General features: G+C 67.3%; 20 protein-coding genes and 2 tRNA genes. 16 read left to right on the top strand and 6 right to left on the bottom strand.

All coding sequences use genetic code 11. The features are described from left to right. Positions 1–19 precede the first annotated feature (19 nt). Positions 20–1,546 carry an arabinosylfuranosidase ArfA gene (gene arfA, locus DSM100685_RS09820; protein ID WP_170285004.1) on the top strand — a complete coding sequence of 509 codons (1,527 nt, stop codon included), beginning with the start codon at positions 20–22 and terminating at the stop codon, positions 1,544–1,546. 34 nt (positions 1,547–1,580) lie between these two features. Next, the gene (locus tag DSM100685_RS09815) at positions 1,581–2,633 is read left to right on the top strand and encodes a LacI family DNA-binding transcriptional regulator (RefSeq protein ID WP_152351159.1); all 1,053 of its coding nucleotides are present in this window, start codon (positions 1,581–1,583) and stop codon (positions 2,631–2,633) included. 93 nt (positions 2,634–2,726) lie between these two features. Here the strand turns inward: DSM100685_RS09815 and DSM100685_RS09810 are convergent, their stop codons facing one another. Together DSM100685_RS09810 and DSM100685_RS09805 are read right to left on the bottom strand one after the other, a co-directional pair. Continuing rightward, positions 2,727–3,815 (bottom strand): ATP-binding cassette domain-containing protein, encoded by a 1,089-nt coding sequence (locus DSM100685_RS09810; RefSeq protein ID WP_152351158.1) that lies wholly within the window; start codon positions 3,813–3,815, stop codon positions 2,727–2,729. Positions 3,816–3,822: 7 nt separating this feature from the next. Then, positions 3,823–5,136, bottom strand: a complete 1,314-nt coding sequence (locus DSM100685_RS09805) for an ABC transporter permease (protein WP_152351157.1) — start codon at positions 5,134–5,136, stop codon at positions 3,823–3,825. 326 nt (positions 5,137–5,462) lie between these two features. Between DSM100685_RS09805 and DSM100685_RS09800 the strand changes: the two genes are divergently transcribed. The 5 genes from DSM100685_RS09800 to rplI all read left to right on the top strand — a co-directional run bounded on the left by DSM100685_RS09800 (position 5,463) and on the right by rplI (position 9,481). Beyond that, on the top strand, positions 5,463–7,580 hold the full coding sequence (locus tag DSM100685_RS09800; RefSeq protein WP_239512675.1) for a DUF4012 domain-containing protein: 2,118 nt from the start codon (positions 5,463–5,465) through the stop codon (positions 7,578–7,580). A 166-nt stretch (positions 7,581–7,746) separates the two neighbouring features. Continuing rightward, the gene (rpsF, locus tag DSM100685_RS09795; RefSeq protein ID WP_152351155.1) at positions 7,747–8,043 is read left to right on the top strand and encodes a 30S ribosomal protein S6; all 297 of its coding nucleotides are present in this window, start codon (positions 7,747–7,749) and stop codon (positions 8,041–8,043) included. Positions 8,044–8,086: 43 nt separating this feature from the next. Next, the gene (gene ssb, locus DSM100685_RS09790; RefSeq protein WP_152351154.1) at positions 8,087–8,704 is read left to right on the top strand and encodes a single-stranded DNA-binding protein; all 618 of its coding nucleotides are present in this window, start codon (positions 8,087–8,089) and stop codon (positions 8,702–8,704) included. Between the two features lie 61 nt (positions 8,705–8,765). Next, complete coding sequence (gene rpsR / locus DSM100685_RS09785; protein ID WP_152351153.1) at positions 8,766–9,014, top strand: 30S ribosomal protein S18; 249 nt, start codon at positions 8,766–8,768, stop codon at positions 9,012–9,014. Between the two features lie 17 nt (positions 9,015–9,031). Next, positions 9,032–9,481, top strand: coding sequence for a 50S ribosomal protein L9 (gene rplI, locus DSM100685_RS09780; RefSeq protein ID WP_152351152.1), 450 nt, complete (start codon positions 9,032–9,034; stop codon positions 9,479–9,481). 359 nt (positions 9,482–9,840) lie between these two features. Here rplI and DSM100685_RS09775 read toward each other — a convergent pair whose 3' ends face one another. After that, positions 9,841–10,188, bottom strand: coding sequence for a phenylpyruvate tautomerase MIF-related protein (locus DSM100685_RS09775; protein ID WP_152351151.1), 348 nt, complete (start codon positions 10,186–10,188; stop codon positions 9,841–9,843). A gap of 203 nt (positions 10,189–10,391) precedes the next feature. Here DSM100685_RS09775 and DSM100685_RS09770 point away from each other — a divergent pair, with 203 nt between their 5' ends. Continuing rightward, the gene (locus DSM100685_RS09770; protein ID WP_152351161.1) at positions 10,392–10,925 is read left to right on the top strand and encodes a GtrA family protein; all 534 of its coding nucleotides are present in this window, start codon (positions 10,392–10,394) and stop codon (positions 10,923–10,925) included. Between the two features lie 244 nt (positions 10,926–11,169). Here the strand turns inward: DSM100685_RS09770 and DSM100685_RS09765 are convergent, their stop codons facing one another. After that, positions 11,170–12,522: an MFS transporter gene (locus tag DSM100685_RS09765; protein ID WP_152351150.1), complete on the bottom strand. Its 1,353-nt coding sequence runs from the start codon at positions 12,520–12,522 to the stop codon at positions 11,170–11,172. A 480-nt stretch (positions 12,523–13,002) separates the two neighbouring features. On the opposite strand from DSM100685_RS09765, the gene DSM100685_RS09760 reads away from it, so the two are divergent. Both DSM100685_RS09760 and DSM100685_RS09755 read left to right on the top strand, forming a co-directional pair. Then, positions 13,003–13,686, top strand: a complete 684-nt coding sequence (locus DSM100685_RS09760; RefSeq protein ID WP_152351149.1) for a histidine phosphatase family protein — start codon at positions 13,003–13,005, stop codon at positions 13,684–13,686. A gap of 52 nt (positions 13,687–13,738) precedes the next feature. After that, positions 13,739–14,629, top strand: coding sequence for a hypothetical protein (locus tag DSM100685_RS09755; protein WP_152351148.1), 891 nt, complete (start codon positions 13,739–13,741; stop codon positions 14,627–14,629). Between the two features lie 235 nt (positions 14,630–14,864). Here the strand turns inward: DSM100685_RS09755 and DSM100685_RS11115 are convergent, their stop codons facing one another. Both DSM100685_RS11115 and DSM100685_RS09745 read right to left on the bottom strand, forming a co-directional pair. Further along, positions 14,865–15,923: a DUF805 domain-containing protein gene (locus DSM100685_RS11115; RefSeq protein WP_152351147.1), complete on the bottom strand. Its 1,059-nt coding sequence runs from the start codon at positions 15,921–15,923 to the stop codon at positions 14,865–14,867. 387 nt (positions 15,924–16,310) lie between these two features. Then, the gene (locus tag DSM100685_RS09745) at positions 16,311–17,099 is read right to left on the bottom strand and encodes an ABC transporter permease (protein ID WP_152351146.1); all 789 of its coding nucleotides are present in this window, start codon (positions 17,097–17,099) and stop codon (positions 16,311–16,313) included. A 103-nt stretch (positions 17,100–17,202) separates the two neighbouring features. Between DSM100685_RS09745 and gltX the strand changes: the two genes are divergently transcribed. The 6 genes from gltX to DSM100685_RS09715 all read left to right on the top strand — a co-directional run bounded on the left by gltX (position 17,203) and on the right by DSM100685_RS09715 (position 25,894). After that, positions 17,203–18,741, top strand: a complete 1,539-nt coding sequence (gltX, locus tag DSM100685_RS09740) for a glutamate--tRNA ligase (protein ID WP_420837385.1) — start codon at positions 17,203–17,205, stop codon at positions 18,739–18,741. A 229-nt stretch (positions 18,742–18,970) separates the two neighbouring features. Beyond that, a tRNA-Glu gene (locus DSM100685_RS09735) sits at positions 18,971–19,043 on the top strand. Between the two features lie 42 nt (positions 19,044–19,085). Beyond that, positions 19,086–19,160 (top strand) — tRNA-Gln (locus DSM100685_RS09730). 119 nt (positions 19,161–19,279) lie between these two features. After that, on the top strand, positions 19,280–20,713 hold the full coding sequence (locus DSM100685_RS09725) for a metallophosphoesterase family protein (RefSeq protein ID WP_152351144.1): 1,434 nt from the start codon (positions 19,280–19,282) through the stop codon (positions 20,711–20,713). A 660-nt stretch (positions 20,714–21,373) separates the two neighbouring features. Then, complete coding sequence (locus tag DSM100685_RS09720) at positions 21,374–23,341, top strand: trypsin-like peptidase domain-containing protein (protein WP_152351143.1); 1,968 nt, start codon at positions 21,374–21,376, stop codon at positions 23,339–23,341. A gap of 285 nt (positions 23,342–23,626) precedes the next feature. Next, positions 23,627–25,894 carry a heavy metal translocating P-type ATPase gene (locus tag DSM100685_RS09715; protein ID WP_152351142.1) on the top strand — a complete coding sequence of 756 codons (2,268 nt, stop codon included), beginning with the start codon at positions 23,627–23,629 and terminating at the stop codon, positions 25,892–25,894. Positions 25,895–26,438: the final 544 nt, after the last annotated feature.

Here is a 26,438-nt window from a genome sequence, read left to right as displayed (position 1 = left end):
CCCCACCGCCGCCCGCCTCATCGTGGACGACGATTTCCGCCTTGCCCCCGTCAGCCCGCGCCTGTTCGGCTCATTCGTCGAGCACCTCGGCCGCTGCGTGTACGGCGGCATCTACGAGCCCGGCCATCCCGAGGCCGACGAGGACGGCTTCCGCAGGGACGTGATCGAGCTCGTCCGGGAACTCGGCGTGACCACCGTGCGCTACCCGGGCGGCAACTTCGTCTCCGGCTATCGGTGGGAGGACGGCGTCGGCCCCAAGGACCGGCGCCCGCGCCGGCTCGACACCGCCTGGCACTCCACCGAAACCAACCAGTTCGGCCTGCATGAGATGGCCGCGTGGCTGAAAAAGACCGGCGGCAACGAGCTCATGGAGGCCGTGAACCTCGGCACGCGCGGCCTTCAGGAGGCCCTCGACCTGCTCGAATACGCCAACATTCCCGGCGGCACCGAACTGTCCGACCGTCGCCGCGCCAACGGCGCCGAGGAGCCGTTCGGCATCCGCATGTGGTGCCTCGGCAACGAGATGGACGGCCCGTGGCAGCTTGGCCACAAGAACGCGCACGACTACGCCACGATCGCCGCCGACGTGGCCCGCGGCATGCGCCAGATCGACCCGGACGTCGAGCTCGTGGTCTGCGGCTCCTCCGCGCACGGCATGCCCACCTTCGGCGAGTGGGAGGAGACCGTGCTGGACAAGACCTACGAGCTGGTCGATTTCGTCTCCTGCCACGCCTACTACCAGCCGCACGACGGCGACGTGGCCAGCTTCCTCGCGTCCGGCGTGGACATGGACGGCTTCATCAGGGACGTGGCCGCCGCGATCGACGCCACCAAGTCCCGCCTCAAGTCCAAGCACGAGGTGGCCATCAGCTTCGACGAGTGGAACGTGTGGTATCAGGGCGCCGAGCCGAGCAAGACCCCGAGCGGCATCGGCAACTGGCCGGTCGCGCCGCACCTGCTGGAGGACGTGTACTCCGCGCTCGACGCCGTGGTGTTCGGCGACCTGCTCATCACGCTGCTGAAGAACGCCGACCGCGTGCACGCCGCCAGCCTCGCCCAGCTCGTCAACGTGATCGCCCCGATCATGACGGCCCCCGGCGGTCCGGCGTGGCGGCAGACCACGTTCTACCCGTTCGCCGAAACCGCGCGCCTCGCCAAGGGCGGCACGGTGTACGTGCCGAAGCTCAGCGCGGCGAGCGTGCCCACCAAGCTGTACAGCGACGTGCCGGGCGTGGACGCCGTGGCCGTGCGCCGGCCGGACGGTTCCGTGGCGGTGTTCGCCGTGAACCGCTCACTCGAGGCGCCCGCCGAGTTCGAGATCGCGCTGCCGGAGCGCGAGGCCGGGGCGAACGGGGCGGACGGCAAGGCGTGGTCCGAGGTCGCCGCCCGCACGCTGCACGAGGACGACATGACCGCCGCGAACACACTGGAGGACCAGAACCGCGTCACGCTGCACGCCAACCGCACGGCCGCGCTGACGGGTGACGGCACGGCCGTCCGCGTCACGCTGCCGCCCGTCTCCTGGACCGTCGTGGAAGCCCGCTGAGCCGCAGACCAGCCTCCCGCTACCATCGAGAACCATGAGCAGCAAACGAGTCACCATCACCGACGTCGCCCGCGAGGCCGGCGTCTCCATCAAAACCGTGTCGAACGTCATCAACAAGGGCGGATCGATGCGGCCGGAGACGCGCGCCCGCGTGGAGGAGACCATGCGCCGGCTCGGATACCGCGTCAACATCTCCGCGCGCGCGATGAAGGCCGGTCGCACGCGGCTGATCGGCCTGGGCATCAACAGCTTCGACCAACCGTTCATGCCGTACTTCGCGGACAGCGTCATCGCGGCCGCCCGCCGGCGCGGATACGGGGTCATCACCGACACGTACCCGCCGGACGGGGGCATCGAGGGCATCATCGAGGAGACGTACCGGCTGGGCGCCGACGGATGGATCTTCTTCGTCGGCACCACGTTGGCGGACGGAAGCGCCGTGCTCAGGCAGTCGTACCCGGTGGTGGCGGCGAGCGACTATGCGCTGGGCCGCAACGCCGGCGACAAGGTGGACCGGGTGGCCATGCCGAACGAGGAGGCCATGCATGCGCTGGCCGGCGAGCTTCTGGACGCCGGTTGCCGGACGATCGCGGTGACCGGCGCGCGCGTGGACGGGCCGGACGGACTTGACCGGTTGATTTCCGGCGAGAACGGCACGACCGCCCAGCGCGTGCGGGGATTCGTGCGGGCGATGCGCGAACGCGGGCTGGAGCCGGACTGGCGGTATCTCGCCACGCCGTCCGCGTGGAACCGCGCGGCGGGTGCGAGTGCGGTGCGGTCGATTCTGGATTCGGGGCTGCCGCGTCCGGACGCGATCATGTGCCTCAACGACGCCGCCGCGCTCGGCGCGATCACCGAGCTGCAGAAGCGCGGTCTGCACGTGCCGGACGACATCCGTGTGACCGGGTTCGACAACGTGCCCGAGGCCGACTTCGCCACGCCGGCCCTGACCACCATCGACCCGGACGTGGAGGGCTATGCGCGGATGGTGGTGGACATGCTCATCGAGCGCATCGAAGGCTTCGACGGCCCCTCGCGCGAGCGCGTGACCGACTACATGGTCGTCCGCCGCGCCTCGGCGTGCTAGGCCGTGCGGAGATATGCGCGCGGCCCGGCACGCCAGCCAGCACACTGCACTGACGTGCCGGGCCGCTGACGTGCCGGGCCGCTGGCACACCGCCTACAGCGTGTAGATCTTGTCCGCCGCGTCGTGCGCCAGATCGGCGTCGGTGGTGACGATCACGACGGTCTTGTTCTCCTTGTGCGCGATCCGCCTGAGCAGGGCGATGATGTCCCCACGGGTCGGGTCCTCAAGGCCGGCGACGGGTTCGTCGGCGATGATCATGGCGGGCTCGCAGCTCAGCGCCTTGGCGATGGCCACGCGGCGCAGGTAGATGTCCGGCAGTTCGCGGGCCGGCGTCCCGTTGTGCTCGGACGGGAAGCCGACCTCCTCGAGCAGATCCTCCGCGATGAGCGGCTTGGGCTTGAGGAAGTTGCGGCCGGAGGCCTCCATGGCGTTGACGATGTTGTCGAGGGCCGTCAGGTCGCCCCTGAGGCTGTTGCGCTGCAGCACGAGGCCCGCGAAGTGACCGCGGAACTCGTTGCCGGTGATCTCCTCGAGATCCTTGCTCTTGAACATCACGCGGCCGTCGGTCGGGCGGAGCATGGCGGTCATGAGCCCCAGCAGGGTCACGCGCTGCTCGTCGGAGGACGGCACCACGGCGTACACGCGGCGGTCGTAGAACGCGAGGTCCACGGCGTCGAGCGCCTTCGGGCCGTTCTTCTTGTACGCGTAGCCGACGTGCTTGAACGCGAGGGTGGGGTAGGTGGAGAACACCACGGAGTCCTTGCGGGAGATCTCCTTGTCGATCTTCGAGGCGACCATCACCGGGGCGGCCTCGGCCGGCTTCTCCGCGGACGCGGGCTTGGCGTCCTTGGTGGCCGCGGCCTTCGCGGCGCCGTCCGCCGGCAGGCCCAGCGCGGCGGCGATCAGCGCGTCGGTCTGGTCGAGCGCGGGCTTGTGGTCCTCCTCGGCGTCGTCGTACACAATGCCGTACGGCACCGCCGGCTGGTCGTCCCCGGCCTCGGCCGGCCGGTTGCCGTCGCCGCCGTCCGCCGTTTCCGTGGCTTCATCAGCCTCGGCCGAAGCCTCCTCGGCCTTCTCCGTGTCTTCGATGGTCTGGTCGAGATCCTTGTCGATGTCCTTGTCGTCGTTCGCGGTCATGTGCTGCTCCTGATCGTCGTCGTTGTGCTTGTGCTCGTCGTTCATCGCGGGCTCACGCCTCCTTGGCCGCGTCCGCAGGCGTCGCTTCCGGTCGCGGCGCGAACAGCGATTCGGTCCGGTACAGGGCCGTGCGGATCCAGCAGATCACGGCGATCAGCACCATTGCGCCCAGCGCGGCCCAGATGCACTGCCAGATCAGGCTCGGCAGCGGCGTGCCGTGCACCTCGGTGGTCAGTCGCGCGATGATCGGCGCGGTGCGGAACCCGGCGCCCAGATAGCCGGCGGTCACGCCCACGAGCGCGGGCAGGATCAGCTCGAGCGCGAACTGCCAGCCGATGCGTCCGCGGCTCACGCCCACGGCGATGTCGTAGCCGATCTCCTCGGAGCGTCCGGCGAGGGTCCACGCGATGAGCAGCACGGCGAGCACGCCGCCCGTGACCCACAGCGCGATGAGCGCCGGGGTGAGCTTGCCGCCGAGGTCCTTGAGCGGCTGGATGTTGGCGTTGTACGAGGCGATCTTCGGCGAGGACACGGTGTAGTCGTCGCTCAGGCCGGCCTGCTTGACCACGGTCTTGAACTGCTCGTAGGCGTCCAGCGACTCGAGCTTGAAGGTCACGTTGAGCGCGTTGGTCTTGGCGGTGTCATCGGTGGGGGAGAGACCGACGTTGCTGAAGCCGTAGTAGCTCGCGTAGATGGCATTGTCCGGGTCGAGGTCGTTGCCGAGGGACGGGGTGACGCCGGCGGCGGTGGTCCGGTAGATGCCGGACACGGTGAAGGTGATGGTCTTGGAGGAGTCGGACGGGTTGGCCAGGGTGATGGTGTCGCCGACTTTGGTGCCGTTCTTGTCCGCGAGGGCCTTGGGGATGATCGCGTTGCCCATGCCGCTCTCGTCGTAGGTGAGGTCCGCGCCCTCGACGATCGTGTACGCGCCGAGCGGGCCGTCCTGCGAGGAGCCGGCGTCGTAGAAGCCGGTCACGGTGAAGTTCGAGCCGTTCACGGGCTGGATCTGGCCTTCGGCGGCCGGGACCACGGCGGTCTCGTCGTACTGCGGGGTGAAGCTCACGCCGGCGTTGCTCAGCGCCTCGGCGTAGTTGGACCAGTCGGCCCACGACAGGTTGTAGTCGTTCCAGTTCACCTGGCTGGCGTCGCTCACGTTCTTGGAGACCATGACCTTCTGGCGATCGACGCTGATCTTCGCGTCCGGGGCGAGGGACTGGTAGATGGAGCCGGTGGCCGACTCGTAGGAGTAGCGGGCGGACAGGGCGAACATGGAACCCGCCGAGACGGCGGCGGCGATGAGGACCACGAGGATGGTGCGCGTCTTGTGATGCGTCATCGCGGTCCAGGCGTTCTTGAGAACGAACATAACTTCAGCTACTCCGGTTTTCCTTCAGGTGCGCTTGCGCGCCACGTTGGCCGGGACGCATTGCGCGCCCCGTGTCCCCACTATGGGCAGGGGATGTGGGTGTTTTCTTGCCGAAGCCTATAGTAGTACTGCAAGAATTCTGAAAGAACGCTGGTAATCGGCGTCCCGTTTTGCCGTTCCGGCCGTCTTGCAGGTCGTGTGACGGTTCCCCCCGACCCCGGGCGACTTCACGTGCCGGCGCTACACTGTCCGGTAGCAACTCCCATGGCAGCCGATTCCGAGAGGTGATTATGCGCATATTCCCACGCCACGTTCGCGGCAGAAGCATGAGGAACCTCAGGGCCGTGACCGGCTGGCGCATGGTGGCGCGGGTGCTTTACGTGGTGCTCGCCTCCTTCGGCGGCCTGCTGCTGTCCACGTTCATCGTGTACGGCTCCTCCGCGGTGAAGATGACGTACGAGGCCGACCGCATGATCGGCTCGGCGGAAAGCCTCGCGAACGCGGCGCTCGGCTGCGGCGGCGACGTGGACCTTTCGCACGCCTCCCACACCATGGTCGACGCGGCCGGCAAGCTGCGCGACGAGCTCGACAGCCCCAAGTGGACGATCGTGCGCGACCACACCTCCTACGGCAACGACATCACCGCCGCGCGCACCATGCTCGGCGCGGTGGCGGACCTCGTGGACGGCCCGTTCGCGGATCTCATGGGTCTGTCCACCCAGTTCTCCGGCTTCTCCATGGACGACAAGACCGTCGACCTGAGCGCCCTGCTCGAAATCCCCGGCATCCTCGCCAACGCGCACGCCGTGATCGGCAACGAGGTGAACCAGCTCGGCTCGCTCGCCGAGCCCACCATCCCCGCGGTCGCCAACCTCGTGACCTCCGGGCGGACCATGCTCGAGTCCGTGGACGGCCTGCTCGCCCAGTACGACGATTTGGTCAACCTCATCCCGCAGCTGCTCGGCGCCAACGGCAAGCGCACCTATCTGGTGGCCATCTACAACCCCGCCGAACTGCGCTCCGGCGGCGGCATGGTCGGCAACATCGCGGCGGTCACCGCGGACGCCGGCAAGGTGGAGATCGGCGACTTCGTGGTCACATCCTCCTTCGAGTACGGCACGCAGCCGCTCGACGACGAAAACAAGGTGGAGGGCGCGGTGTTCGGCGATCAGGTGTACCGCTACCCGCAAACCACCACCGTCAACCCGAACTTCCAGCGCGCGGCCGTGACCCTGAAGAACCTGTGGGCCGCCCAGAAGGGCAACGAGGGCGTGGACGTGTCCGGCGTGTTCGCGCTCGACCCGGTGTTCATGCAGTCGCTCATCGGCGCCACCGGCAACGTGACCCTGTCCGACGGCAAGGTGCTCGACGGCACGAACGCCGTCCCCTTCTTCCTGAGCGACCTGTACACCGCGCACCCCGACTTCCAGGACCAGGACCAGTACACCAACGAGTCCTCCAAGCGCATCATGTCCAGCGTGTTCTCCAACGTGGGCGCCTCCACGGCGTCCGGCGTGCTGCGCGCCATCCGCTCGTCCTCCGCGGACGGCCACTTCAAGGTGTGGATGGAGCAGACCAACGAGCTCGAGGCGCTCGTGCAGACGCAGGTGCTGAGCCCCAACGCCGCCGGCATGCTGCCCGACGACCCGCTCAACCCGACCGCCGGCATCTACCTGACGGAGGCCGTGGCCAGCAAGCTCGACTGGTACCTGCAGGTCGAGACGAGCGTGACCAAGACCTGCGGCTCCACGTTCGCCTCCGCGGGCACGAGTCTGAGCGATCTGGTCAAGGCCAAGCCGCGCTCCACCATGATGAGCGCCATCTCGCAGAAGACCCTCGGCGACGAGTACACCGTGCAGTTCACGCTGCGCAACACCATGACCGAGGAGCAGGCCCAGACCCTGCCCACGTTCGTGACCGGCGAGACGAACAGCGGCACCATGCAGCCGCGCCTGTTCCTCATGGCCCCCGCCGGCGGCGAGATCACGTCCATCGCCTACGAATCCGGCGACTTCGTGGCCAACGGCATCGTGTCCGGCCACCAGTTCATCAACCTGCGCCTCACGGACGGCGTCAAGCCCGAGTCGGAGGTGACCGTTGCCTTCACCGTGCGCGCCCGCGAGGACGCCACCGCGCCGCTCAACGTGGTCACCACCCCGGTGATCAACGCGAACGGCATCTACACCGGCACCAACGGCCAGGCCGACGACCAGTGCGGCACCGACGTGCCCGACGCCCAGCAGGACCAGCGCTACGGCTCCGGCGCGCTCGATCCGTCGGACCTCGCGACCGCGGCCCCCGGCGACTCCGCTACGCCCACGCCGAGCTTCGCCCCGGAGGACCAGAACTCCGCCGACACCTCCGGCTCCGCGCTCGACTCGCTCGACGCATTCCGCGGCAGCATGTCCTGCCCGGTGAACCTGAAGTCGCTCGTCAAGGCCTGAAACAAGGCCTGCGCGTTCGTCCCGGGGAAGCGAGGCGTCCGCTCCGCGCGTTCGTCCCGCCCCACGCGTATGCTCGGAAAAGTTGTGCGGACTTCGGTCCGCCGACACGCAAACACACTCCTGCCGTCAGAGGGTCTGACGGCCAATAGTCCGAAGGAGGTGGGTGATGTCTGCGCATAAGTACGAACTGATGTTCATCGCTGATCCTGAGCTTGACGAGCGCGGTCTGAAGAAGCTGACCGAGCAGTACCTCGAGATCGTCACCAACGAGGGCGGTTCCGTGGATGGAACCGACTACTGGGGTCGTCGCAAGCTCGCTTACGAGATCGCCGGCAAGTCCGAGGGCAACTACGTCGTGGTGAACTACACCGCCGAGCCGGAGACCAGCGCCGAGCTGGACCGTGTCCTCAACCTCAACGAATCCGTGATCCGCACGAAGATCCTTCGCAAGGACGTCAAGTAAGTTTTTCGCACCGTTTCGGTGCCGTTGTTAAGGGGTAAGACCTATGGCAGTGCCTACGATCACCATCATCGGCAACCTCGCCGCGGATCCCGAAGTCCGTCAGGGCAACAACGGTCCGTGGGCCACGTTCACCGTGATCACGCAGTCCAGCCGCCGCAACCGCGAGACCAACCAGTGGGAGGACGGCGACCGCGCCAGCTTCCGCTGCGTCGCGTACGGCGACATGGCAGCCAACATCGGCAGCTCGCTCGCCAAGGGCACGCGCGTGCTCGCCTCCGGGCGTCTGCGCGACCGCCAGTACACCGACAGCCAGGGCCAGACCCGCTACACCACGGAACTCGTGGTGGACGAGCTCGGTCCGTCGCTGCGCTACGCCACCGCCCAGGTGACCCGCACCTCCGGCGGCTCCGGTTCCTATTCCGGCGGCTTCCAGGGCGGCAACCGCGGCGGCTTCCAGGGCAATCGCGGCGGCTACAACGGCGGCGCAGGGTATTCCGGCGGCGCCGGCTACTCCGGTGGCGCCTCGGCCCCGCAGCAGTCCGCCCCGACCGCGGCTCCCCAGACGGGCGCCGATCCGTGGGGCACCCCGTCCAGCGGATCCTTCGGTTCGTTCGGCTCCTCCGACGACTTCGGCGGCGCCAACGACGAGCCCGAGTTCTGATCCGGACGTCCCGTCCCCGTAACAACGATCCAACCAGACACTTTTCAAGGAGAACATCACTATGTCACGCAAGAGGCCGCAACCGCCGGTCAAGCCGTTCAAGAAGAAGCCGAACCCGCTGAAGGCCGCCAAGGTCACCGAGATCGATTACAAGGACGTCGCGCTGCTGCGCAAGTTCATCTCCGATCGCGGCAAGATCCGCAGCCGTCGCATCACCGGCGTCACCGTGCAGGAGCAGCGCAAGATCTCCACGGCCATCAAGAACGCCCGTGAGATGGCCCTGCTGCCGTACGCCACCTCGGGTCGCTGATAGGAGGATCGAGAGATATGGCAAAGGAAACCAAGGTCATCCTCACCAAGACCGTCGCCAACCTGGGTCACTCCGGTGACGTGGTCGAGGTCAAGCCCGGCTACGCCCGCAACTACCTGATCCCGCAGGGCCTCGCCTTCGCGTGGAGCAAGGGCGCCGCCTCCCAGATCGAGGCCATGCGCCGCGCCCGCCTCGCCAAGGCCGTCGCCACCCGCGAGGATGCCGTCGCCGCCAAGGGCGCCATCGAGGGCTCCGTCGTCGAGATCGCCGCCAAGGTGTCCGAGTCCGGCAAGCTGTTCGGTGGCGTGTCCGCCGACGCGATCGCCAAGGCCCTCGCCGACAAGGCCGCCGTGGACCCGAAGGCCATCACCGTGGAAGCCATCAAGACCACCGGCGAGTTCGCCGCCACGGTCCAGCTCCACCCGGAGATCGCCGCCAACTTCACCGTCAAGGTCGTCGCCGAGTGAATCTCGGTTCGCTGACCTGAGCTTAAGCAGACGGAGCCCCCGCGCTTGGAATTCCGAGCGCGGGGGCTCCGTCGTTGTATGGGCTTGCCGTTTGATGACTGGACCGGGAGCGAATCTCCGGACCGGGAGCGCCCACTCCCTGTCCATGAGCAACAAAAACGTTGCAATTTCAGGGGTTTTGTGACCGGCGGACCGGGAGTGGGCACTCCCCGTCCGGGGACCCGCTCCCGGTCCGGTGGCAACGACTGGAAGTTGCCTGCCCCGAGCCGTGAAGCGGGAAGCCCGGTGGCTTCGCGTGGGCGAGGCGGGCGGCCGCTGAGGCCGCGAAGGCCGCGAAGGCTGCGAGGGAACGGCGACTACTAGAAGTTGCCGCCGTTCCAGCCCCAGTCGGTGGTGGCGGTGTATCGGATGTACGTGCGGTCCTGCGGGATGCCGAGCTCGGAGCTCAGCGCGGCCATGATCTGCTCGGTGAGCTTCTCCCACGCGCCCTTCGGCACGGAATGGCCGAACACGTTGACCTCCACGTAGGCGGCCGGCTTGTCGTTCCCGCCGGCGAAGTAGATGGGCATGTCGTCCTCGAACGGGCACATCAGCCAGCCTTCGGACTTGCCGGGGACTGCGGTGATGGCCTTGCCGTAGGCGGCCTTGAGGGCCTCGCGCTGCTCCGGGGTGGTCTTGACGCTCACATGGGTGTGAATGACGGGCATGGTTCCTCCTTGGAATGGACTACGAGTCAATGGGCTACGCGGCCATTGTAGGCCGGCTGCGGTCGGGGCCGACGCCAATCGGCCGGAAACCCGTTCCCAGCCCGCTCCATCCGCGGATTGTGCGCAGATTCAGCCTTCTTTCCGCCTGCGGTCAGCCAGCGTGAGTATAAAGGTCACTCGTGAAGAAACTGATCGAACAGCTTATGAAATTCGGCATCGTGGGCGTCATCGCCTTCGTCATCGACTACGGTCTGATGAACATCCTGCTGATGTTCCACATGCACAACGTGCTCGCCACGTCCATTTCCTTCTTCGTCTCCCTGGTCTTCAACTATCTGGCGAGCATGAAGTTCGTGTTCAAGCACCGCCCGGACATGGCCCGCTGGATGGAGATCGCCATCTTCTTCGTCTCGTCGTTCATCGGCTGGATCATGAACGAGGTGATCGTGTGGATTAGCACCTCGTGGATGCCGCACGACTCCATGTACACCATGCACACGCAGTACGTCATCTGGACGAACGTGGGCAAGCTCGTCGCCACCGTGATCGTGATGGTGTGGAACTTCCTCATCCGCAAGTGGCTGCTGGACGACACGCACACCAACGCCATGAACCGCCTCAAATCCGCGGACAAGCGCCTCACGCAGGAGGAGCTCGATGCCAAGTGGGAGAACAGCTTCTCGCATCGCCTCGGCGTCTGGTCCCTCGAGCACACGCCCAAGGGCTGGCCGAAGTAGCGGATCCGCTCGGTTCTCCGCTTCCCGATCTTCCGTTGCCGGTGCCGATCCGACCATCAATATGGCCGTGATCGACACCGGCAACGTGCGTTTTCGCCCAATCTGCGGCGGCGGATTGCGATATTGGGCAGGAACGGAGGATAAGAGGCCGCAAGCAACTTCTCAGATGCCGTTCCTGCCCAATCCCGCAATTTGGCGCGCCAGATTGGGCAGAAACGGAGGGAAGAGGCCGTGGAAATGAAGGTCAGACCGTGATCTCCTGCAGCAGCGGCTTCTCGGTGCCGTCCTTGATCTGCTTGAAGCCCACGAGCGCGATGACCAGCGAGCCGATCGCCAGCGCGGTCACGACGAGGAAGCCGCCGTGCGAGCCCATGCGGTCGATGAACTGGCCCGCGATGGCGGACCCTGCCGAGGCGCCGATCGAGTTCATCGCGCCCATCCATGCCATGCCTTCGGTCAGGCGGGTGGGCGGCACCAGATGCAGCATGAGCTGGTTGCCGTTGATCCACGTGGGCGCCTGGCACACGCCGATGAGCAGGTAGATGATCATGATCGTCCACAGATTGTGCGCGAACAGGAACAGGCTGATGCCCAAGTTCACCACGGCGAGGCAGAAGTAGAACCGCTTCCACAGCGCGATCGTCCAGTTCTTGGCGCCGTAGACCAGCGCGCCCATGAGCGAGCTGAACGAGAAGCACGCGAACACGAAGCCGGTGTACTGCTTCATGCCCTGCTCGGTGGCGAACGAGATGATCGAGATGCTGGCCGCCGACTGGAACGCGCCCAAGCCGAACCACGTGACGCACACGGCGATCAGGCCCGGTCCCCAGATCGACTCCTTGCGCTTGCCGGTGCCCGGCTGCTCGGCGTCGCGTTCGGCCTGCAGCGCCGCGGCCTTGGCGGCTTCGCGTTCGCGATACTCGCGGCGGGTCATGTCGGCCGCGCGGGCCAGCTGGGTCTGCGACGGCGGCTCGGTCGTCAGCTCCGTGAGGAACATGAGCGCGCCCACGACCACGCACACGCCGGTGAACGAGAACGCGAGCAGGCCGGAGATCACGGCGAGCGTGGAGGCGAGCGGGTTGCCGATCACCCACATGCACTCGTCGAACACGCCGCACAGGCTCAGGGCGCGGTCGGTGCGCACGCGGTCGCCCTTGAGCAGATGCGTCCAGCGGCCGCGGCTCATGGCGCCCCACGGCGGGATCGCGGCCATGAACGGCGTGATGCAGTACAGCACCCACTCCGGCGCGCGGTTGGTGATGCACGTGGTGAGCGAGACGGCGGCGACCATCCACACGATGATCGTGGGGATGGAGACCTGCCGCTGGCCGAATTTGTCCACCAGCTTGCCGAGCAGCGGCGTGGCGATGGCCAGCGCGATGGCCTGGATGGCGGTGAGCGCGCCGGCGAGCGAGTAGTTGCCGTAGTAGTACTGAACGGAGATGGTGATGGTCATGCCGACCATGGGGAACGGCATGCAGGCGATCACCGAACCGATGGAGAAGCGCGCGGTGTGCGGGATGCGCAGCAGTTCGGCGTATCCGCCGAAGACGCGGGCGCCGATGTCCCGGATGCCGACGATCACATTGTTGGCCATGTTGTCTTCGTCCCTGTCTTTCCGCCAACGCAGTTGATGGACACTGCCGTTGGCAAACGTTCTACGTAAAGGTTGTACTTGTCTGGTTGCTCCGCGGACGTCGTTGTTCGTCCACACGAATGCTATGCCGTGGCGAGTACATCCGGCGCAAGGCGCGTTGGTGCGCATCGGGCGTCCGTTTTCCCGCGAAACTACGTTGGATTTCAATGAACTATGCGCCTTCTGAGATGGCGCGCAATCGTATTTCCGATTTGTGCGGTCGTTTTCGCGGGTGCGGTCAGGTATCGCCCTTGGAACTGCGTCGGAATGGCGCGGAGTCTACTTCGGGCATGCGCAAAAACGACCGCACAAATCGGAAATACGGATGTAGTTTCCCGCAATGCCGCCGCCGAGGACGCCGGTGACGCTCCAAACGCACCGCCGCCGTCCGGCCCACGGCTTGAAGCGGGGTCCGGCGCCGGAAACGGGTACATTGGAGACATGAGCGCAACCACGATCCACCTCGTCCGCCACGGCGAGGTCCATAACCCCGAACACGTGCTGTACGAACGCCTGCCCGGCTTCCACCTGTCCGAACGAGGCCGGCGCATGGCCGACGCCACGGGCCGCTACCTCGCCGCCAACCCGCAGACCAACACGGTTGCGGCCGTCTGGTCGTCGCCCCTCGAACGCACGCGCGAGACCGCCGGCATCATCATCGGCCGCCTCAACGAGGCTCGCGCCGAACGGGCCGTGGTTGCCCCGGACGGCCACCCGCTGCCCGCTCTGGAACTCGCCGTCGACGAGCGGCTCATCGAAGCCGGCAACGACTTCCGCGGCAAGCGCATCGGCCACGGCGAGGGCGCGCTGTGGAAGCCCGAGAACCTGCGCCTCGTCCGCAACCTGTACAAGCCCACATGGGGCGAGAGCTACCGGCACATCGCCGCGCGCATGAGCGCGTTCGCATCGGAGAAGATCGACGAATACGCCGGCCGGCAGATCATCGTGGTGAGCCACGAGTCGCCGATCTGGTCATTCCGCCACCTGCTCGAAACCGGCCATCCCGAGCACAACATGCTGCTGCGCCACGCGGCGCTCGCCTCCGTCACGTCGATCACGTTCGACGCGGACACGCATCAGGTGATGAGCATCACATATGTGGACCCCGCGGCCAACGTGGCGTAAGCGTCCCGCAGGCTAAAATGACAACGGTGGAAAAGCAAAGGAGCCAAGCAAAATGACGTTTGCATTCGATAACGCCACAGTGGCGCGCCTGACCGCCCTGCCCGCGGTGCGCGAGGCCGCCGAACGGGGCAGCGAGCTGCTGGGGCTGTGGCCGCTGACCGAGGCCATGCACATGGACAACGATGCGAAGTACGGCGAGAACCTGCAGGTGCGCCTCACCCGCGCCGCCGCCCGCATCATGACCGGCCAGGACGTGACCGTGCCGGACGCCGAATTCGTGTACGAGGGCGCCGATTCGATTCCGGGCCGTCCGCAGGAGATCGTGGACGCGCTGCTCGACGCCAACGATGCCTACGACGCCCTTCTGGATTTCTCCGACACCGGCGACGCCAAGCTCGTGCTGGATGCGGCCGATAAGTTCGGCGCCGGCTGGTCGGACGACGTGGCCGCGGCGGTGACCGGCATTCTGAACGACGTGGAGGCTGCCGTGCAGGCCGGCGCCGTGCCGGGAAACGGCGCGGACGCCGCGTCCGTGGATGCCGTCGCCGGTCGTTTCGCCGCCGCGCTGATCGTGTGCGACGCGCTGCTGGCCGCCGCGGGCGACGATCCGCGCGCGGTGCTGCCGGTGCTGCTGACCGTCAACGAGCTGCGCGAGCAGATCTCCGTGCCGCGCATCGCCCTGAGCGACGCGCAGGTCAAGGAGCTGCTGGAGGCGCGCAAGGCCGCCGGCTCGGATGCCGCCGCCCGTCTGGACGCGACCGCCGCGTTCGTGGCCCCGCTGGCCGCCGCCGAGTGGAAGAAGCACCGCGAGGACGTGCTGTGGGACCCGGCCGCCGCCAAGAAGCAGGCCAAGGAAGAGGACGAGAAGCGCAACAAGGAGGCGCTCGCCGCCAAGTTCGCGCACGTCAAGGACGATCCCAACAAGGAGCACGTCGAGCTGTAGGCCGCCGGCGCTCATCGTGGTTGTCCTCGGCGCTACGAACGGCGGGATGACAAGCAGGGGGCGTTCCATCCGCATTTGCCGCGGGTGGAACGCCCCCTGTCGTAGCTTGCGCCGATTTGAGCCGGCGACCGGCCTTCGCCGTCATTTTGGGCGGAGTCCGCCCGAACGACGCCGGAGAATTTTCCCGGCTTGCTTGCGCTCATCCAGAATGACGGGGAAAGACGCCGGATGGCCATTACGCCCGCACGTCGAACCGCGCGCCCTCCGGCTTGGAGCGCCCGGCCAGCATGACGATGCCCACGATGGTCGCCACGATGATGACGATCGCGGTGCCGATGATGATGCCCATCGTGCCCGCGCTCGCCTCGATGCCCCCGTATGCGATCATGTCGTTGATCGGCTCTTCGTAGATGAGGCCGATGACGGTATCCAGCACATCCGCGCCGATGGGCAGAAGCATGAACCAGCCGGAGCGGTTGGTGTCGTGCAGTCGGCGGATGCCCACGAACAGTACCAGCACATAGCTGATGATCTGCCATACGTATCCGATTATCGTGCCAACGCTGCCCAGAGGCGTGGTGATCAGAGTGATCGCCACGGAGAGCAGGCCGATGAAGAGCAGCGCCCACCAGAATTCGCCGCGGGAGGCGCGACCGGTGTGCACGAATGCCTTGCGGAACAGCCGCTTGATCGCCGCGCCGAACTTGATGCCGTACCACGGCTGATCGATCGGCGGCTCTCCCATGTACGCCTGAGCGGGTGCGCCTTGCGGCAGCGGCTGACCGGGCGCCGGCTGGGCGTATGGGTTCGGCTGTGCGTACTGCGGCTGCGCGTACTGCGGTTGCGCGGGCTGAGGCTGCTGATATCCGGCCGCGAACGGGTTGGCCGGGGCCTGCTGGCCGTACTGTCCGTACGGGGCATTGGCCGGTTGTGCGGGCGCGGCGGACTGCACGGGTTGCGCGGGCTGTCCGTACGGGTTCTGTCCCTGCGGCGCGTATTGTCCGTACCCCGGCTGCGCATACTGCGGCTGCTGCGCCGGAGCCGGCTGCTGAGTGGCGGCGTACTGCCCATATTGCGGAGTCTGCTGGGGCTGCTGCGGCGTGTACTGTCCGGCCGTGTACTGCCCGTATGCGGCAGGCTGCTGCGCCTGCTGGCCGTACTGGGGCTGTTGCGGTACTGCCGGCTGCTGCGCCGGCTGCTGGGGGTTCGCGTACTGTCCCGTATACTGTCCGTACTGCGGCGTGGGTTGCTGGCCGTCGTTCGAGGGAGTGCCAGTCGGCTGGGAATCGGTCATCTTTGCTCCTTTCACAGTGTGCGCCCATTCTTTCACAAAAACGGAAGGTGAATTGCGGAGTGTACGTATAGTGTGCAGCACTTTTTCGGCGCGGCGGACATCCGTCCGCGTTCCGTGCAGCGCCCCATTTCGCGCATGCCCGTGCGCGGCTCGTGCATGGCACCGCAATTCCGCCGGAGTCGGCCGATTGCGGCGGAATGCGCACGGTGCGCGCGAGGACCAGCTGCTGCACAGAACGCAGATAACGGAACGCAGATAGATACCTGCAATCCGTCGAAAGTGCCGCACACTATGCGAATGGCGCTCGCCGTCGGAGCCTCGCCGGAACGGGTGTCCTCCGTCGGCCCCGTAGTGCTTCGCCTCGCGGAGCTTCACCAACCGGAACCGTCACCCCTCCTCGTCGAAGGCCACCGCGTCGTCGTCCGCGCCCAGCAGCAGCCGTTCGGCCAGCGAGACGCACAGCAACACCACGCCGGTGAGCGCCACCACCATGAACGTGGCGCAGAAGATCAGCGGCGTGCGGAACGAGTTGTACGCCATCTGCAGCCAGATGCCCAGGCCCTTGCGCGCGCCCATGTACTCGGCCGTGGTGGCGGTGGCGAACAGGTAGGAGGCGGAGATGCGGATGCCGCCGAAGATCTGCCGCGCGGCCACGCGAAGCTTCACGTGCCACAGGGTCCACCAGCGCGTGGCCCCGCACGTGAGCGCCACGTCCTCGTAGTACTGCGGCACCGCCCTCAGTCCGCGGATCGTCTGCACGGCGATCGGGAACAGGCTGAACACGGCCACGATGGCGATCTTGCCGGAGATCTCGAAGCCGAACCAGATGATGAACAGCGGGGCGATGGTGATGAGCGGCATGGTCTGCGCGGCCGTGAGCAGCGGGAAGAACGCGGCGTTGAGGATGGGCGAGCAGTAGAACAGCACGCCGATCAGAACGCCCAGCGCCACGGCCAGCACGAAGCCGGCGGCGGCCTCCTGGATGGTGACCATGGTCTGCGCCCACATCTTGGGCCACACGTCGATCGTCGCCCGCACGATCTCGCTCGGCGCGGAGAACGAGTGCCGGTTCGCATGCCCCGAATCCACCCACAGCTCCCACACGACGAGCAGCAGCGCCACCGCGACCAGCGTGGGGAGGTATTTGCCGGCGATCTTCTTCGCCCTGACGATCATGTTCACCTTGCTTTCCGCCCGTCGGTAAGGTGAGGAGCCCGCGGGCACGGCGGCTCCCATTATAGGGTGCGCCCGGCCGGCCACGTCCCGCTTGCGGGGCACAATGGAGCCTATGACTGAAGCCGAAAACAGCAAAGACACCAAACCCGAACTGCCGAAGGACGTGCGCGTGCGCTTCTGCCCGTCGCCCACCGGCACGCCGCACGTCGGCATGATCCGCACCGCCCTGTTCAACTGGGCCGAGGCCCGCGCCACCGGCGGCAAGCTCATCTTCCGCATCGAGGACACCGACGCCGCCCGCGACAGCGAGGAGAGCTACAACCAGATCCTCGACTCCCTGCACTGGCTGGGCATCGACTGGGACGAGGGCATCGACGTGGGCGGCCCGCACGGCCCGTACCGCCAGTCCGAGCGCACCGACATCTACAAGGACGTGGCCGCCAAGCTGCTCGCCGCCGGCTACGCCTACGAGTCCTTCTCCACCCCGGAGGAGATCAAGGAGCGCAACCTCGCCGCCGGCCGCCCCGCCGAGTTCGGCTACGACGGCTACGACCGCGACCTCACCGAGGAGCAGAAGGCCGCCTTCCGCGCCGAGGGCCGCAAGCCCGCCCTGCGCATCCGCATGCCCGACGAGGACATCGCGTTCGACGACCTGATCCGCGGCCGCATCGAGTTCAAGGCCGGTTCCGTGCCGGACTACGTGATCGTGCGCCCGAACGGCGACCCGCTGTACACGCTCACCAACCCGGTGGACGACGCGCTCATGGAGATCAACGTGGTGCTGCGCGGCGAGGACCTGCTGAGCTCCACCCCGCGCCAGATCGTGCTCTACCGCTACCTCGAGGAGCTGGGCATCGCCAAGACCACGCCGCTGTTCGGCCACATGCCGTACGTGATGGGTCAGGGCAACAAGAAGCTCTCCAAGCGCGACCCGGAGTCCAACCTGTTCAACCACCGCGACGCCGGTTTCATCCGCGAGGGCCTGCTCAACTACCTGGCCCTGCTCGGCTGGTCCATCGCGCCCGACCGCGACGTGTTCTCCATGGACGAGATGATCGCCAAGTTCGACGTGCGCGACGTGAAGGCCAACCCGGCCCGCTTCGACCTCGACAAGGCCATCTCCATCAACGCCGAGCACATCCGTCTGCTCGAGCCCGGGGACTTCCTGCGCCGCTCGGTGCCGTACCTCAAGCGCGACGGCGTGGTCTCCGCCGACGAATGGGACGCCCTGACCGACCGTGAGCGCGAAGTGCTCACCGCCGCGGCCCCGCTCGTGCAGCCGCGCGTGCGTCTGCTGGGCGAGGTGGCCGGCATGGTCGGCTCCCTGCTGTCGACGGACGAGTACATCGAGCCGGACGCCGACGCCCGCAAGCAGCTCAAGGATTCCGCCGGCGAGGTGCTGGACAAGGCCATCGCCGCGCTCGAGGGCGTGGACGAGGCCGACTGGAAGACCGACGCGCTGCACGAGCTGCTCAACAAGACGCTCGTGGAGGAGGGCGGCTACAAGCCGCGTCTGGCGTTCGGCCCGGTGCGCGTGGCCATGTCCGGCCGCCGCGTGTCCCCGCCGCTGTTCGAATCCATGGAGATCGTCGGCAAGCCGTTGACGGTCGCCCGTCTCAAGGGCCTGCGCGCGCATCTGTGATCGTTGCGCTCGGCGTGCCCGATGTGCGCGACACGCCGGCAGGCGCCTCCGAAGGGCGGTCAACGGGTGATTTTCGCCCCGCTGACCGCCCTTCGGCGCTATTTTGGGCAGTGTCAAAAACGTTGGAATTCCGGGCGACACGCCGATGATTTGCGTGAGGGTACCAGCTTGCGTATAGTAATCATTCGTTGCGCGGCACGGAAACAAACCGCTCAACGAAATAACTCAAGCCCCCATCGTCTAGCGGTCTAGGACTACGCCCTCTCACGGCGCCAACACCGGTTCAAATCCGGTTGGGGGTACGAAGACGCTACGGCTGATTACAGCTGCAACGCCTTGCCAATTGGGGTGTGGTGTAATTGGCAACACAGCTGATTCTGGTTCAGCCATTCTTGGTTCGAGTCCAGGCACCCCAGCCAATGGATCCTCGCAGGTTTGCCTGCGGGGATTTTTTGTTATCCGTGTCCGTCTGGCCGGCGTCTGGCGTTTCGCGTCGCCGCCCGCCGTTCCGCGAGCCGCGTTGCGGTACTGTGGTCGTATGATTGCCCAGTCGATTGCCCAGTCCACCCGCGCGCGCATCCGTCCGCATGATCCGCACGACGGCGACGACTATCCCGTCTCCGTGTCCGCCCGGCTCGGACGCCTGCAATTCCACGCCTCCGGCAAGTTCCGCGTGCTCCAGCTCGCGGACATTCAGGACGGTCCGGCCGTGGCCAAGGACACGATCCGCCTCATCGAGGCCGCGCTGGACGCCTCCCGCCCGGACGTGGTGATTCTCACCGGCGATCAGATCGCGGGCTACGACGGCGCCTATTCCAAGACCTTCCGCAAGCGCCGCTGGGACACCACATGGGACGGTGTGGCCGCTGCGGGCCGGTCGGTGGGCGCGATGGTCGGCAGCGCGCTGCAGAGCATCACCGCCGCGCCGGAACTGCCGCAGGCGGACGAATCGGCCGCCCGCCGCCGCGATCTGGATCATACGCGCGACTTGGTGCGCCAGAGCGTCGGCGCGTTCCTCAAGCCCATGATCGACCGCGGCATCCCGTTCGCCGTCACCTACGGCATCCACGACTTCCAGTGCGGGCTGGACAACGCCGAGCTCGACGCCATCTACCGCGAGTTCCCCGGCTGCCTCAATCCGGAGACCACGGCCGCGAACCCCGCCGTGGCCCGCCGCCAGCCCGGCTCCGGCCTGCCCGACCAGTCCATCTACGCGTGCGAGCCCGGCACGTTCGCCCTGCCGGTGAAGGACGAGAACGGCGAACGTACGGTGCTGGGCCTCGCGCTGGTGGACTCCGGGGACTACGCGCGCGAAGGCGGCTACGGCACGCCCTCCGCCGCGGCGCTCTCGTTCCTCAGGCGCGTGCCCACGCTGGTCGGCGCGCGCACGCTGGCGTTCCAGCACACGCCGCTGCCGCAGTTCTACCGGCTGCTCAAGCCCGTGCCGTCCACCACGGCGTATGCGATTCAGGGGTATCGAACGTTCGACCAGCAGTGCTATGTGCTCGACGAGTCGAAGACCCGCCCCGGCAGCTATCTGGGCGAGGGCGTGAGCTGCCCCGACCATGACTGCGGCGAGTTCGAGATCCTCATGGCCGGCGACTACGTGGGTCTGTTCGCGGGTCAGGACCACCGCAACGGGTTCGTGGGCGCGGTGGACGGCGTGCTGCTCGGCGCCACGCCCACGTGCGGGTTCCACGCGTACGGTCCCGCCCCGGCCCGCCGCGCGGCGCGCCTCATCGAGTTCGACATCCGCCACCCGTACGAGCCGCGCACGCAGCTGCTGGAGTTCGGCGAGCTGGTGGGCAAGCCGAGCGCGAACAAGGCGTACACCTTCGCGCTGAGCCACGTGCCCACGTCCGCCGGGGACGCGGTGAACCTGCTGCGCCGGCCCGGCCTGCTCGCCACCGCGGCCGCGACCGTAGCCGGCGTGGCGGCGGCCCTGAGCGCGTTCCGGCCCAAGCGGCGGTGACGCGCCGTCGGGAGAATGACGGGCCGCGTTGAGGGCCGCGGTCGCCATTGCGGCCTCCATCGCGGAAAGCGTGCATGGGTTGTGCGGCGCATGGTCCGCGGATCGGCGGGATCGTGTGCCCGTAAAAGTCGCCGCGCCACCGTGCCCCGCACTGTCGGCGGCCGGCTGAACGGCCATGCGCCCGTAGGAATCGCACGCTTATGGGGCTCTGACCTATGGTCTATGGCCTTACTCTGCGGACGGCTGGCGCATCCGACTTTCCTTCCCGTTCCGGCACTCGATCCGCTCAATCCGCAGGGCTTATCGCGCGGATTGAGCGAATCGGATGCGCTGGGGCCGTTTTTCCGCGGCCTGCGCACTGGATTTGCTCAATCCGCATCGCATGTGGTGCGGATTGAGCGGATGCAGTGCCGGACATGCGGGCGCGGCGGGCGGAGCGCCGGCGGACGGTCCGGGTGAGTTGGCCCGTAAGCGCGCGATTCCGTGGTTTGGGCGGCGCAGTGAAAGCGTGTGTATGGCAATTGGGGGAATATTCCACAGTTGCTTTCAATCAACATTCAGGAAACTTCCAGTACCGGTATCTTTACTCTTAGGTAGCGGTTCGCGATAAGGCGGCGTCACGGGACGGCGTCGCGCGCGGACGAAGTTGAAGGAGACATCATGACAGACGATCAGCAGAAGCCCTGGCAGGCGCCGCAGGACGAGCCGGCGTCGAACGGCGCCGACGCCGCGGGTGAGACGAACGCCGCCGCGCAGGCGGATCAGGGCGAGCAGCCCACCGAAACGATTCCCACCCCGTCCTCCGCGGTCAGCGAGGATCAGCCGACCACGCAGCTGCCCTCCGCGGCGGCTTCGGCGGCTCCGGCCGCTGCGCCGGCACAGTCCGCCGCTCCGGTGACGCCGACCTATTCGGCGGCCCCGCAATACGGCGCATACGCCCAGCAGGGCAGCACCGCCCCGGCCCCGCAGCCGGCCGGCCAGGGCAGCCAGGGCGGTCAGTCCAGCCAGCCCGTTTCCAGCCAGCCCGAGTACGGCCAGCCCATGCCGCAGGGACCGTTCAACCCGTATCCGTTCGGAGCCCCGGACCCCGCGCAGAACGCCAGTAACGGCCAGCAGCATGCGAACGGTCAGCACGGCTTCGCCGGGTTCAACCCGTTCGGCGCGCAGAACTCCAACGCGCAGAACACCGCCAACGCGAACGGCCGGCAGCCGGGCCAGTCAGGTCAGGTGCCGCCGCAGAACCCGCAGGGCCCGTTCCTGCCGGGCATGGCCGGTCAGCCCGTGCCGCAGGGCAAGGGCGGCAAGTCCGCTACCACCACCATCCTCACGGCCGTCATCGCGGCGCTCGTGTCCGCGGCGCTCATGCTCGGCCTCGGCTGGGGCCTCATCTCCAGCGGCGTGATCAGCGTGCCGTCGTCGTCCAACCTCAACAGCATCGGCTCCTCCACCGGCGGCTCCGGCTCGGCCACCGCCACCACCGGCGAGGCCGTGGACTGGAAGACCGTCGCCAGCAACGTGTCCTCCTCCGTGGTGTCCATCACCACCACCCTGTCTAACGGCACCGGCAAGGGCTCCGGCGCGATCATCAGCACCGACGGCCACATCGTGACCAACAACCACGTGGTCGAGGGCGCCCAGAAGATCACCGTGACCCTGTCCAACGGCAACCTGTACAGCGCCCAGCTCGTCGGCACGGACGTCACCACCGATCTGGCGGTCATCAAGCTCGACAACCCGCCGAGCGACCTCAAGGCCGTGGAGTTCGCCGACTCCGACCAGCTGGCCGTGGGCGAGAACGTGATGGCCATCGGCAACCCGCTCGGCTACGAGAACACCGCCACCACCGGCATCGTCTCCGCGCTCAACCGCCCGGTCACCGTGACCGACGAGGAAACCAACGCGGACATCGTGACCAACGCCGTGCAGATCGACGCGGCCATCAACCCCGGCAACTCCGGCGGCCCGACCTTCAACGCGGCCGGTCAGGTGATCGGCATCAACTCGTCGATCGCCTCCACCGCCACCTCCAGCTCGTCCGCCGGCTCCATCGGCATCGGCTTCGCCATCCCGTCCAACCTCGTCAAGCGCGTGGCCAATGAGATCGTCCAGAACGGCAAGGTGCAGCATGCGGCGCTCGGCATCAAGGTGAAGACCGGCACCGCCACCGCCGACGGCGTGACCCGCGCCGGCGCGGCCGTCGACTCCGTGAGCAACGCCTCCGGTCCCGCCGCCAAGGCCGGCATCAAGGCCGGCGACGTGATCGTGGGCTACAACGGCAACACCGTGTCCGACGTCTACTCGCTGCTCGGCTACGTGCGCGCCTCCGCCCTCGGCGACACCGCCAAGCTCACGCTGGTGCGCGACGGCAAGACCCTTGAGGTGAACGTGACCCTCGATCAGGAGGAGGCCGCGGTGAACGGCTCCAGCAGCTCGAACGGCGGCTCCAACGGCAGCAACGGCTCCGGCTCCGGTAATGGTTCCGGCAATGGTTCCAACGGCTATGGCTACGGTTACGGCAATTCCGGCAACGGGTCGGGCAACGGTTCCGGCAACAGCCAGAACAACAACGGCGACAACGGCGGCATCACCGATCCGTTCAGCCAGCTGTTCGGCTTCGGCAACAACTGACGCCGACGATCCGCCAGCCGGCCCGGACGGTTGTCCGGCGTTCGGCGGCATTCCGGTCGCATTGACGGCATCCCCGTGGGACGCGCCCAAGTGGCGCATCTCGCGGGGATGTTGCTATATTGAGGGCGAATCTTTACGCCGTGTATCGAGGCGGGGAGGAAGCGGGGCGATGGACCCGCGGCCGCCGCAGCGATGGGTTTAACAAGGCGTGACAAGCAATTAGCCGGTCGCGCATACTTGTTTTGGCTGCGCGGACGGCCCGGATACCAGCGTAAGGAGTCCCTCATGCGCGCCTTGATCGGCACTCTTGCCGGCGGAATCGTCCGCAAAATCGTCCGACTGTGCAAACTCGTTCCCCTGTTGCCCGTGGTGGTCGCGTCCGCCATGCCGCTCGCCCTCCTGTGGGACTGGCGTCCGTGGGGCGCCGTCGCGCCATGGGGACAGCTGGGCCTGTGGGGCATGTCGCCCAATCCGAGCGTGGGACAGTGGGTGGTGATCGCGCTCGTGGTGTACACCGTGGTGGACACGCTGCTCGGCATGATCGACGATCTGCGGCACGGGCAGGTGGGCATCGATCTGCTCGCCATTCTGGCCATTCTTTCCACGTTGGGCGTGGGGGAGTACTGGGCGAGCTGGGCGGTCACGCTCATGATCGCGTCCGGTGAGGCGATCGAGGGCTACGCCGAGGCCAAGGCGGAGGGCAGCCTCACCGCGCTTGTGGAGGCCGCTCCCCGCACCGCGCACGTGGTCGCGCTGCCCGGCGTGGGGGAGGCGGCCGCGGGAGAGTCAACCGCGGGAGAAACAACCACGGGAGACGCGGTTGCATCCGAAGCCGCGGACGGGGCATTCCGCCGCGTGACCGTGCAGCCGGGCAGGTCCGCCGCACAGACCGCCGGCACCCCGTCCGTTCCCTCCTACTTCCGCACGGTGCCCGTGGAACGCGTCAAACTCCACGACACGCTCGTGGTGCTGCCCGGCGAAACCGTGCCCGTCGACGGCACCCTGCTCAGCGGATCCGCCACGCTCGACCTGTCCAACATCAACGGCGAGCCCATGCCGCGCGAGGTGTACGCCGTCGCCCGCGTGCCGTCCGGCGCGGTGAACGGCTCCACCACCCTCACCATGCGCGCCGCCAACGTCGCGGCGGACTCGCAGTATCAGCGCATCCTCGCGCTCGTGGCGGGCGCGCGCGAATCCCGGCCGGTCGTGGTGAAAACCGCCGACCGTCTGGCCGTGCCCTTCACCGTGCTGTCCCTGATCATCGCCGGCATGGCATGGTGGTTCGCCGGCACGCCCACCCGGTTCGCGCAGGTGCTCGTGCTCGCCACGCCCTGCCCGCTGCTCATTGCAGCGCCCGTCGCGTATGTGGCCGGCACCGGGCGGCTCGCCAAGGCGGGCGTGCTCATCAAGACGCAGGATGTGCTCGAACGTCTGGGCCACGTGAGCCACGTGTTCTTCGACAAGACCGGCACGCTCACCGTCAAGCAGCCGCAGGTCACGCGCGTCGAGATGCTGCCGGGCGTGCGCACCGAACTGGACGAGGATCATGTGCTCATGATGGCCGGCGTGGTCGAAGGCTACTCCGTGCACATCCTGTCCAAGGGCATCGCCAAAGCCGGCGCGGACGCCATGGATCGGCTGCGTGCGCGGTATAAGGCCGGCCGGCGGAACTGCCCCGATCCGAGGGCCGCGCTGCTTGGCAGCGGACGCGACTACCCGGTGGTGCGGCGCATCCACGAGGAATCCGGGCATGGCGTATCCGGTGAGGTGAACGGGCATGAGGTCCGCGTGGGGCGTCTGTCCTTCGCCAACGCGGCGGCGGACGGATTCCAGCCGGTCGCGCCGAAGACCGCGGAAACCGCGGAGGCCGCCGCAACCGCGAATGCCACTGCGACCGCTAGCGCTTCCGCGGGTGCGGATGCGGCGATCCGCACCCGCTTCGGCATGCTCCAACCGGACGAAATGGCCGCCTACGTGGCCGTGGACGGCAAACTCATCGCGCGCATCGTGCTGCGCGACGTGCCGCGCGCCGGCGCCAAGTCGACGGTCGCCCGCCTGCGTGAACTGGGCGTGGGCGCGATCACCATGCTCACCGGCGACAAGAAGGCCTCCGCCGCCATCATCGCCGGCGAGGTCGGCATTAACGACGTGCGCGCCGAACTGTTCCCGGAGGACAAGGTCGCGGCGGTGCGTCGGGCCGGCGGCAAGGCCGTCACCATGATGGTCGGCGACGGCGTGAACGACGCCCCGGTACTCGCGGCCGCGGATCTCGGCGTCGCCATGACCGACGGAACCTCCACCGCCGCGTCCGAGTCCGCGCAGATCGTCATCATGAACGACTCCATCGCCGCCGTGCCGCAGGCCATCGCCATCGCGCGCCGCACCAAGCGCGTGATGCTTCAGGCCGTGCTGCTGGGCCTCGCGCTCGCGGTCGTGGGCATGCTCGCCGCCGCGTTCAACCTCATTCCGGTGGTCGTGGGCGCGTTCCTGCAGGAGGCCATCGACGTGGTGAGCATCCTGTGGGCGCTCACCGCCCTGCTTGACCGGGAATAGAGGAGGAAGAGGAGGGTATTTCAAGAGTCGGGGGCGGTTTTGGCGTTCTGCGGAGAGATATCTCAAGAGTCAGGGTGCGTTTTCGCGGCGTGACGGGCCGTCCTGTTTCACCAAGCATTGGAATTTCGCGGTTTTCGCTGTGCGAGGACGGTGTATGCAGGAGGCTGGAGTCCCTGACTCTTGAGATATCTATCCGCCAAGGTGAAAATCTGCCCTCGACTCTTGAGATAGGCCGCAGGTTGCCGTTCGCGTGGGAACAATTCATGCCATGAATGGGCATTTGCATTCATGAGGTAGATTTTTGCTTCTGCAGGCAGGTATTTGCGTTTGTGGGGGTGGGGGGGGGGGACACCGGGCGTGCACCCCTCGGTGGTTCATCCCTCCTCCCCCCCGGCTTGTCCGCCTTTTCCCCAGTCCCCCCAAGGCGCCGCCTGCCCGCGGCGGTGGGCGCGGCCCCAGCGGCCCCGAACATCACCCACCCACACCCGATCGCGCTCTTTTCCCCCCTCCCTCCCCCCCCCCTCCACCCCCCCCCAGTCTCAAA

The sequence above is a fragment of the Bifidobacterium avesanii genome, from assembly GCF_009299475.1.
GTDB classification, from domain to species: domain Bacteria; phylum Actinomycetota; class Actinomycetes; order Actinomycetales; family Bifidobacteriaceae; genus Bifidobacterium; species Bifidobacterium avesanii.
The sequence above is the reverse complement of the archived record's forward strand: the minus strand, read 5'-3'. Positions and strand labels throughout refer to the sequence as shown.

Bases quoted from the DNA above. Each gene is read 5' to 3' on its own strand.
- gltX (WP_420837385.1), top strand. From the start codon at position 17,203: ATGGAGCCTATGACTGAAGCCGAAAACAGCAAAGACACCAAACCCGAA.
- DSM100685_RS09810 (WP_152351158.1), bottom strand. From the start codon at position 3,815: ATGAACGACGAGCACAAGCACAACGACGACGATCAGGAGCAGCACATG.
- ssb (WP_152351154.1), top strand. From the start codon at position 8,087: ATGGCAGTGCCTACGATCACCATCATCGGCAACCTCGCCGCGGATCCC.
- DSM100685_RS09770 (WP_152351161.1), top strand. From the start codon at position 10,392: ATGAAATTCGGCATCGTGGGCGTCATCGCCTTCGTCATCGACTACGGT.
- rpsF (WP_152351155.1), top strand. From the start codon at position 7,747: ATGTCTGCGCATAAGTACGAACTGATGTTCATCGCTGATCCTGAGCTT.
- DSM100685_RS09805 (WP_152351157.1), bottom strand. From the start codon at position 5,136: ATGTTCGTTCTCAAGAACGCCTGGACCGCGATGACGCATCACAAGACG.
- DSM100685_RS09815 (WP_152351159.1), top strand. From the start codon at position 1,581: ATGAGCAGCAAACGAGTCACCATCACCGACGTCGCCCGCGAGGCCGGC.
- DSM100685_RS09800 (WP_239512675.1), top strand. From the start codon at position 5,463: ATGAGGAACCTCAGGGCCGTGACCGGCTGGCGCATGGTGGCGCGGGTG.
- DSM100685_RS09755 (WP_152351148.1), top strand. From the start codon at position 13,739: ATGACGTTTGCATTCGATAACGCCACAGTGGCGCGCCTGACCGCCCTG.
- DSM100685_RS09775 (WP_152351151.1), bottom strand. From the start codon at position 10,188: ATGCCCGTCATTCACACCCATGTGAGCGTCAAGACCACCCCGGAGCAG.
- rplI (WP_152351152.1), top strand. From the start codon at position 9,032: ATGGCAAAGGAAACCAAGGTCATCCTCACCAAGACCGTCGCCAACCTG.
- rpsR (WP_152351153.1), top strand. From the start codon at position 8,766: ATGTCACGCAAGAGGCCGCAACCGCCGGTCAAGCCGTTCAAGAAGAAG.
- DSM100685_RS09760 (WP_152351149.1), top strand. From the start codon at position 13,003: ATGAGCGCAACCACGATCCACCTCGTCCGCCACGGCGAGGTCCATAAC.
- DSM100685_RS09715 (WP_152351142.1), top strand. From the start codon at position 23,627: ATGCGCGCCTTGATCGGCACTCTTGCCGGCGGAATCGTCCGCAAAATC.
- DSM100685_RS11115 (WP_152351147.1), bottom strand. From the start codon at position 15,923: ATGACCGATTCCCAGCCGACTGGCACTCCCTCGAACGACGGCCAGCAA.
- DSM100685_RS09745 (WP_152351146.1), bottom strand. From the start codon at position 17,099: ATGATCGTCAGGGCGAAGAAGATCGCCGGCAAATACCTCCCCACGCTG.
- DSM100685_RS09720 (WP_152351143.1), top strand. From the start codon at position 21,374: ATGACAGACGATCAGCAGAAGCCCTGGCAGGCGCCGCAGGACGAGCCG.
- DSM100685_RS09765 (WP_152351150.1), bottom strand. From the start codon at position 12,522: ATGGCCAACAATGTGATCGTCGGCATCCGGGACATCGGCGCCCGCGTC.
- DSM100685_RS09725 (WP_152351144.1), top strand. From the start codon at position 19,280: ATGATTGCCCAGTCGATTGCCCAGTCCACCCGCGCGCGCATCCGTCCG.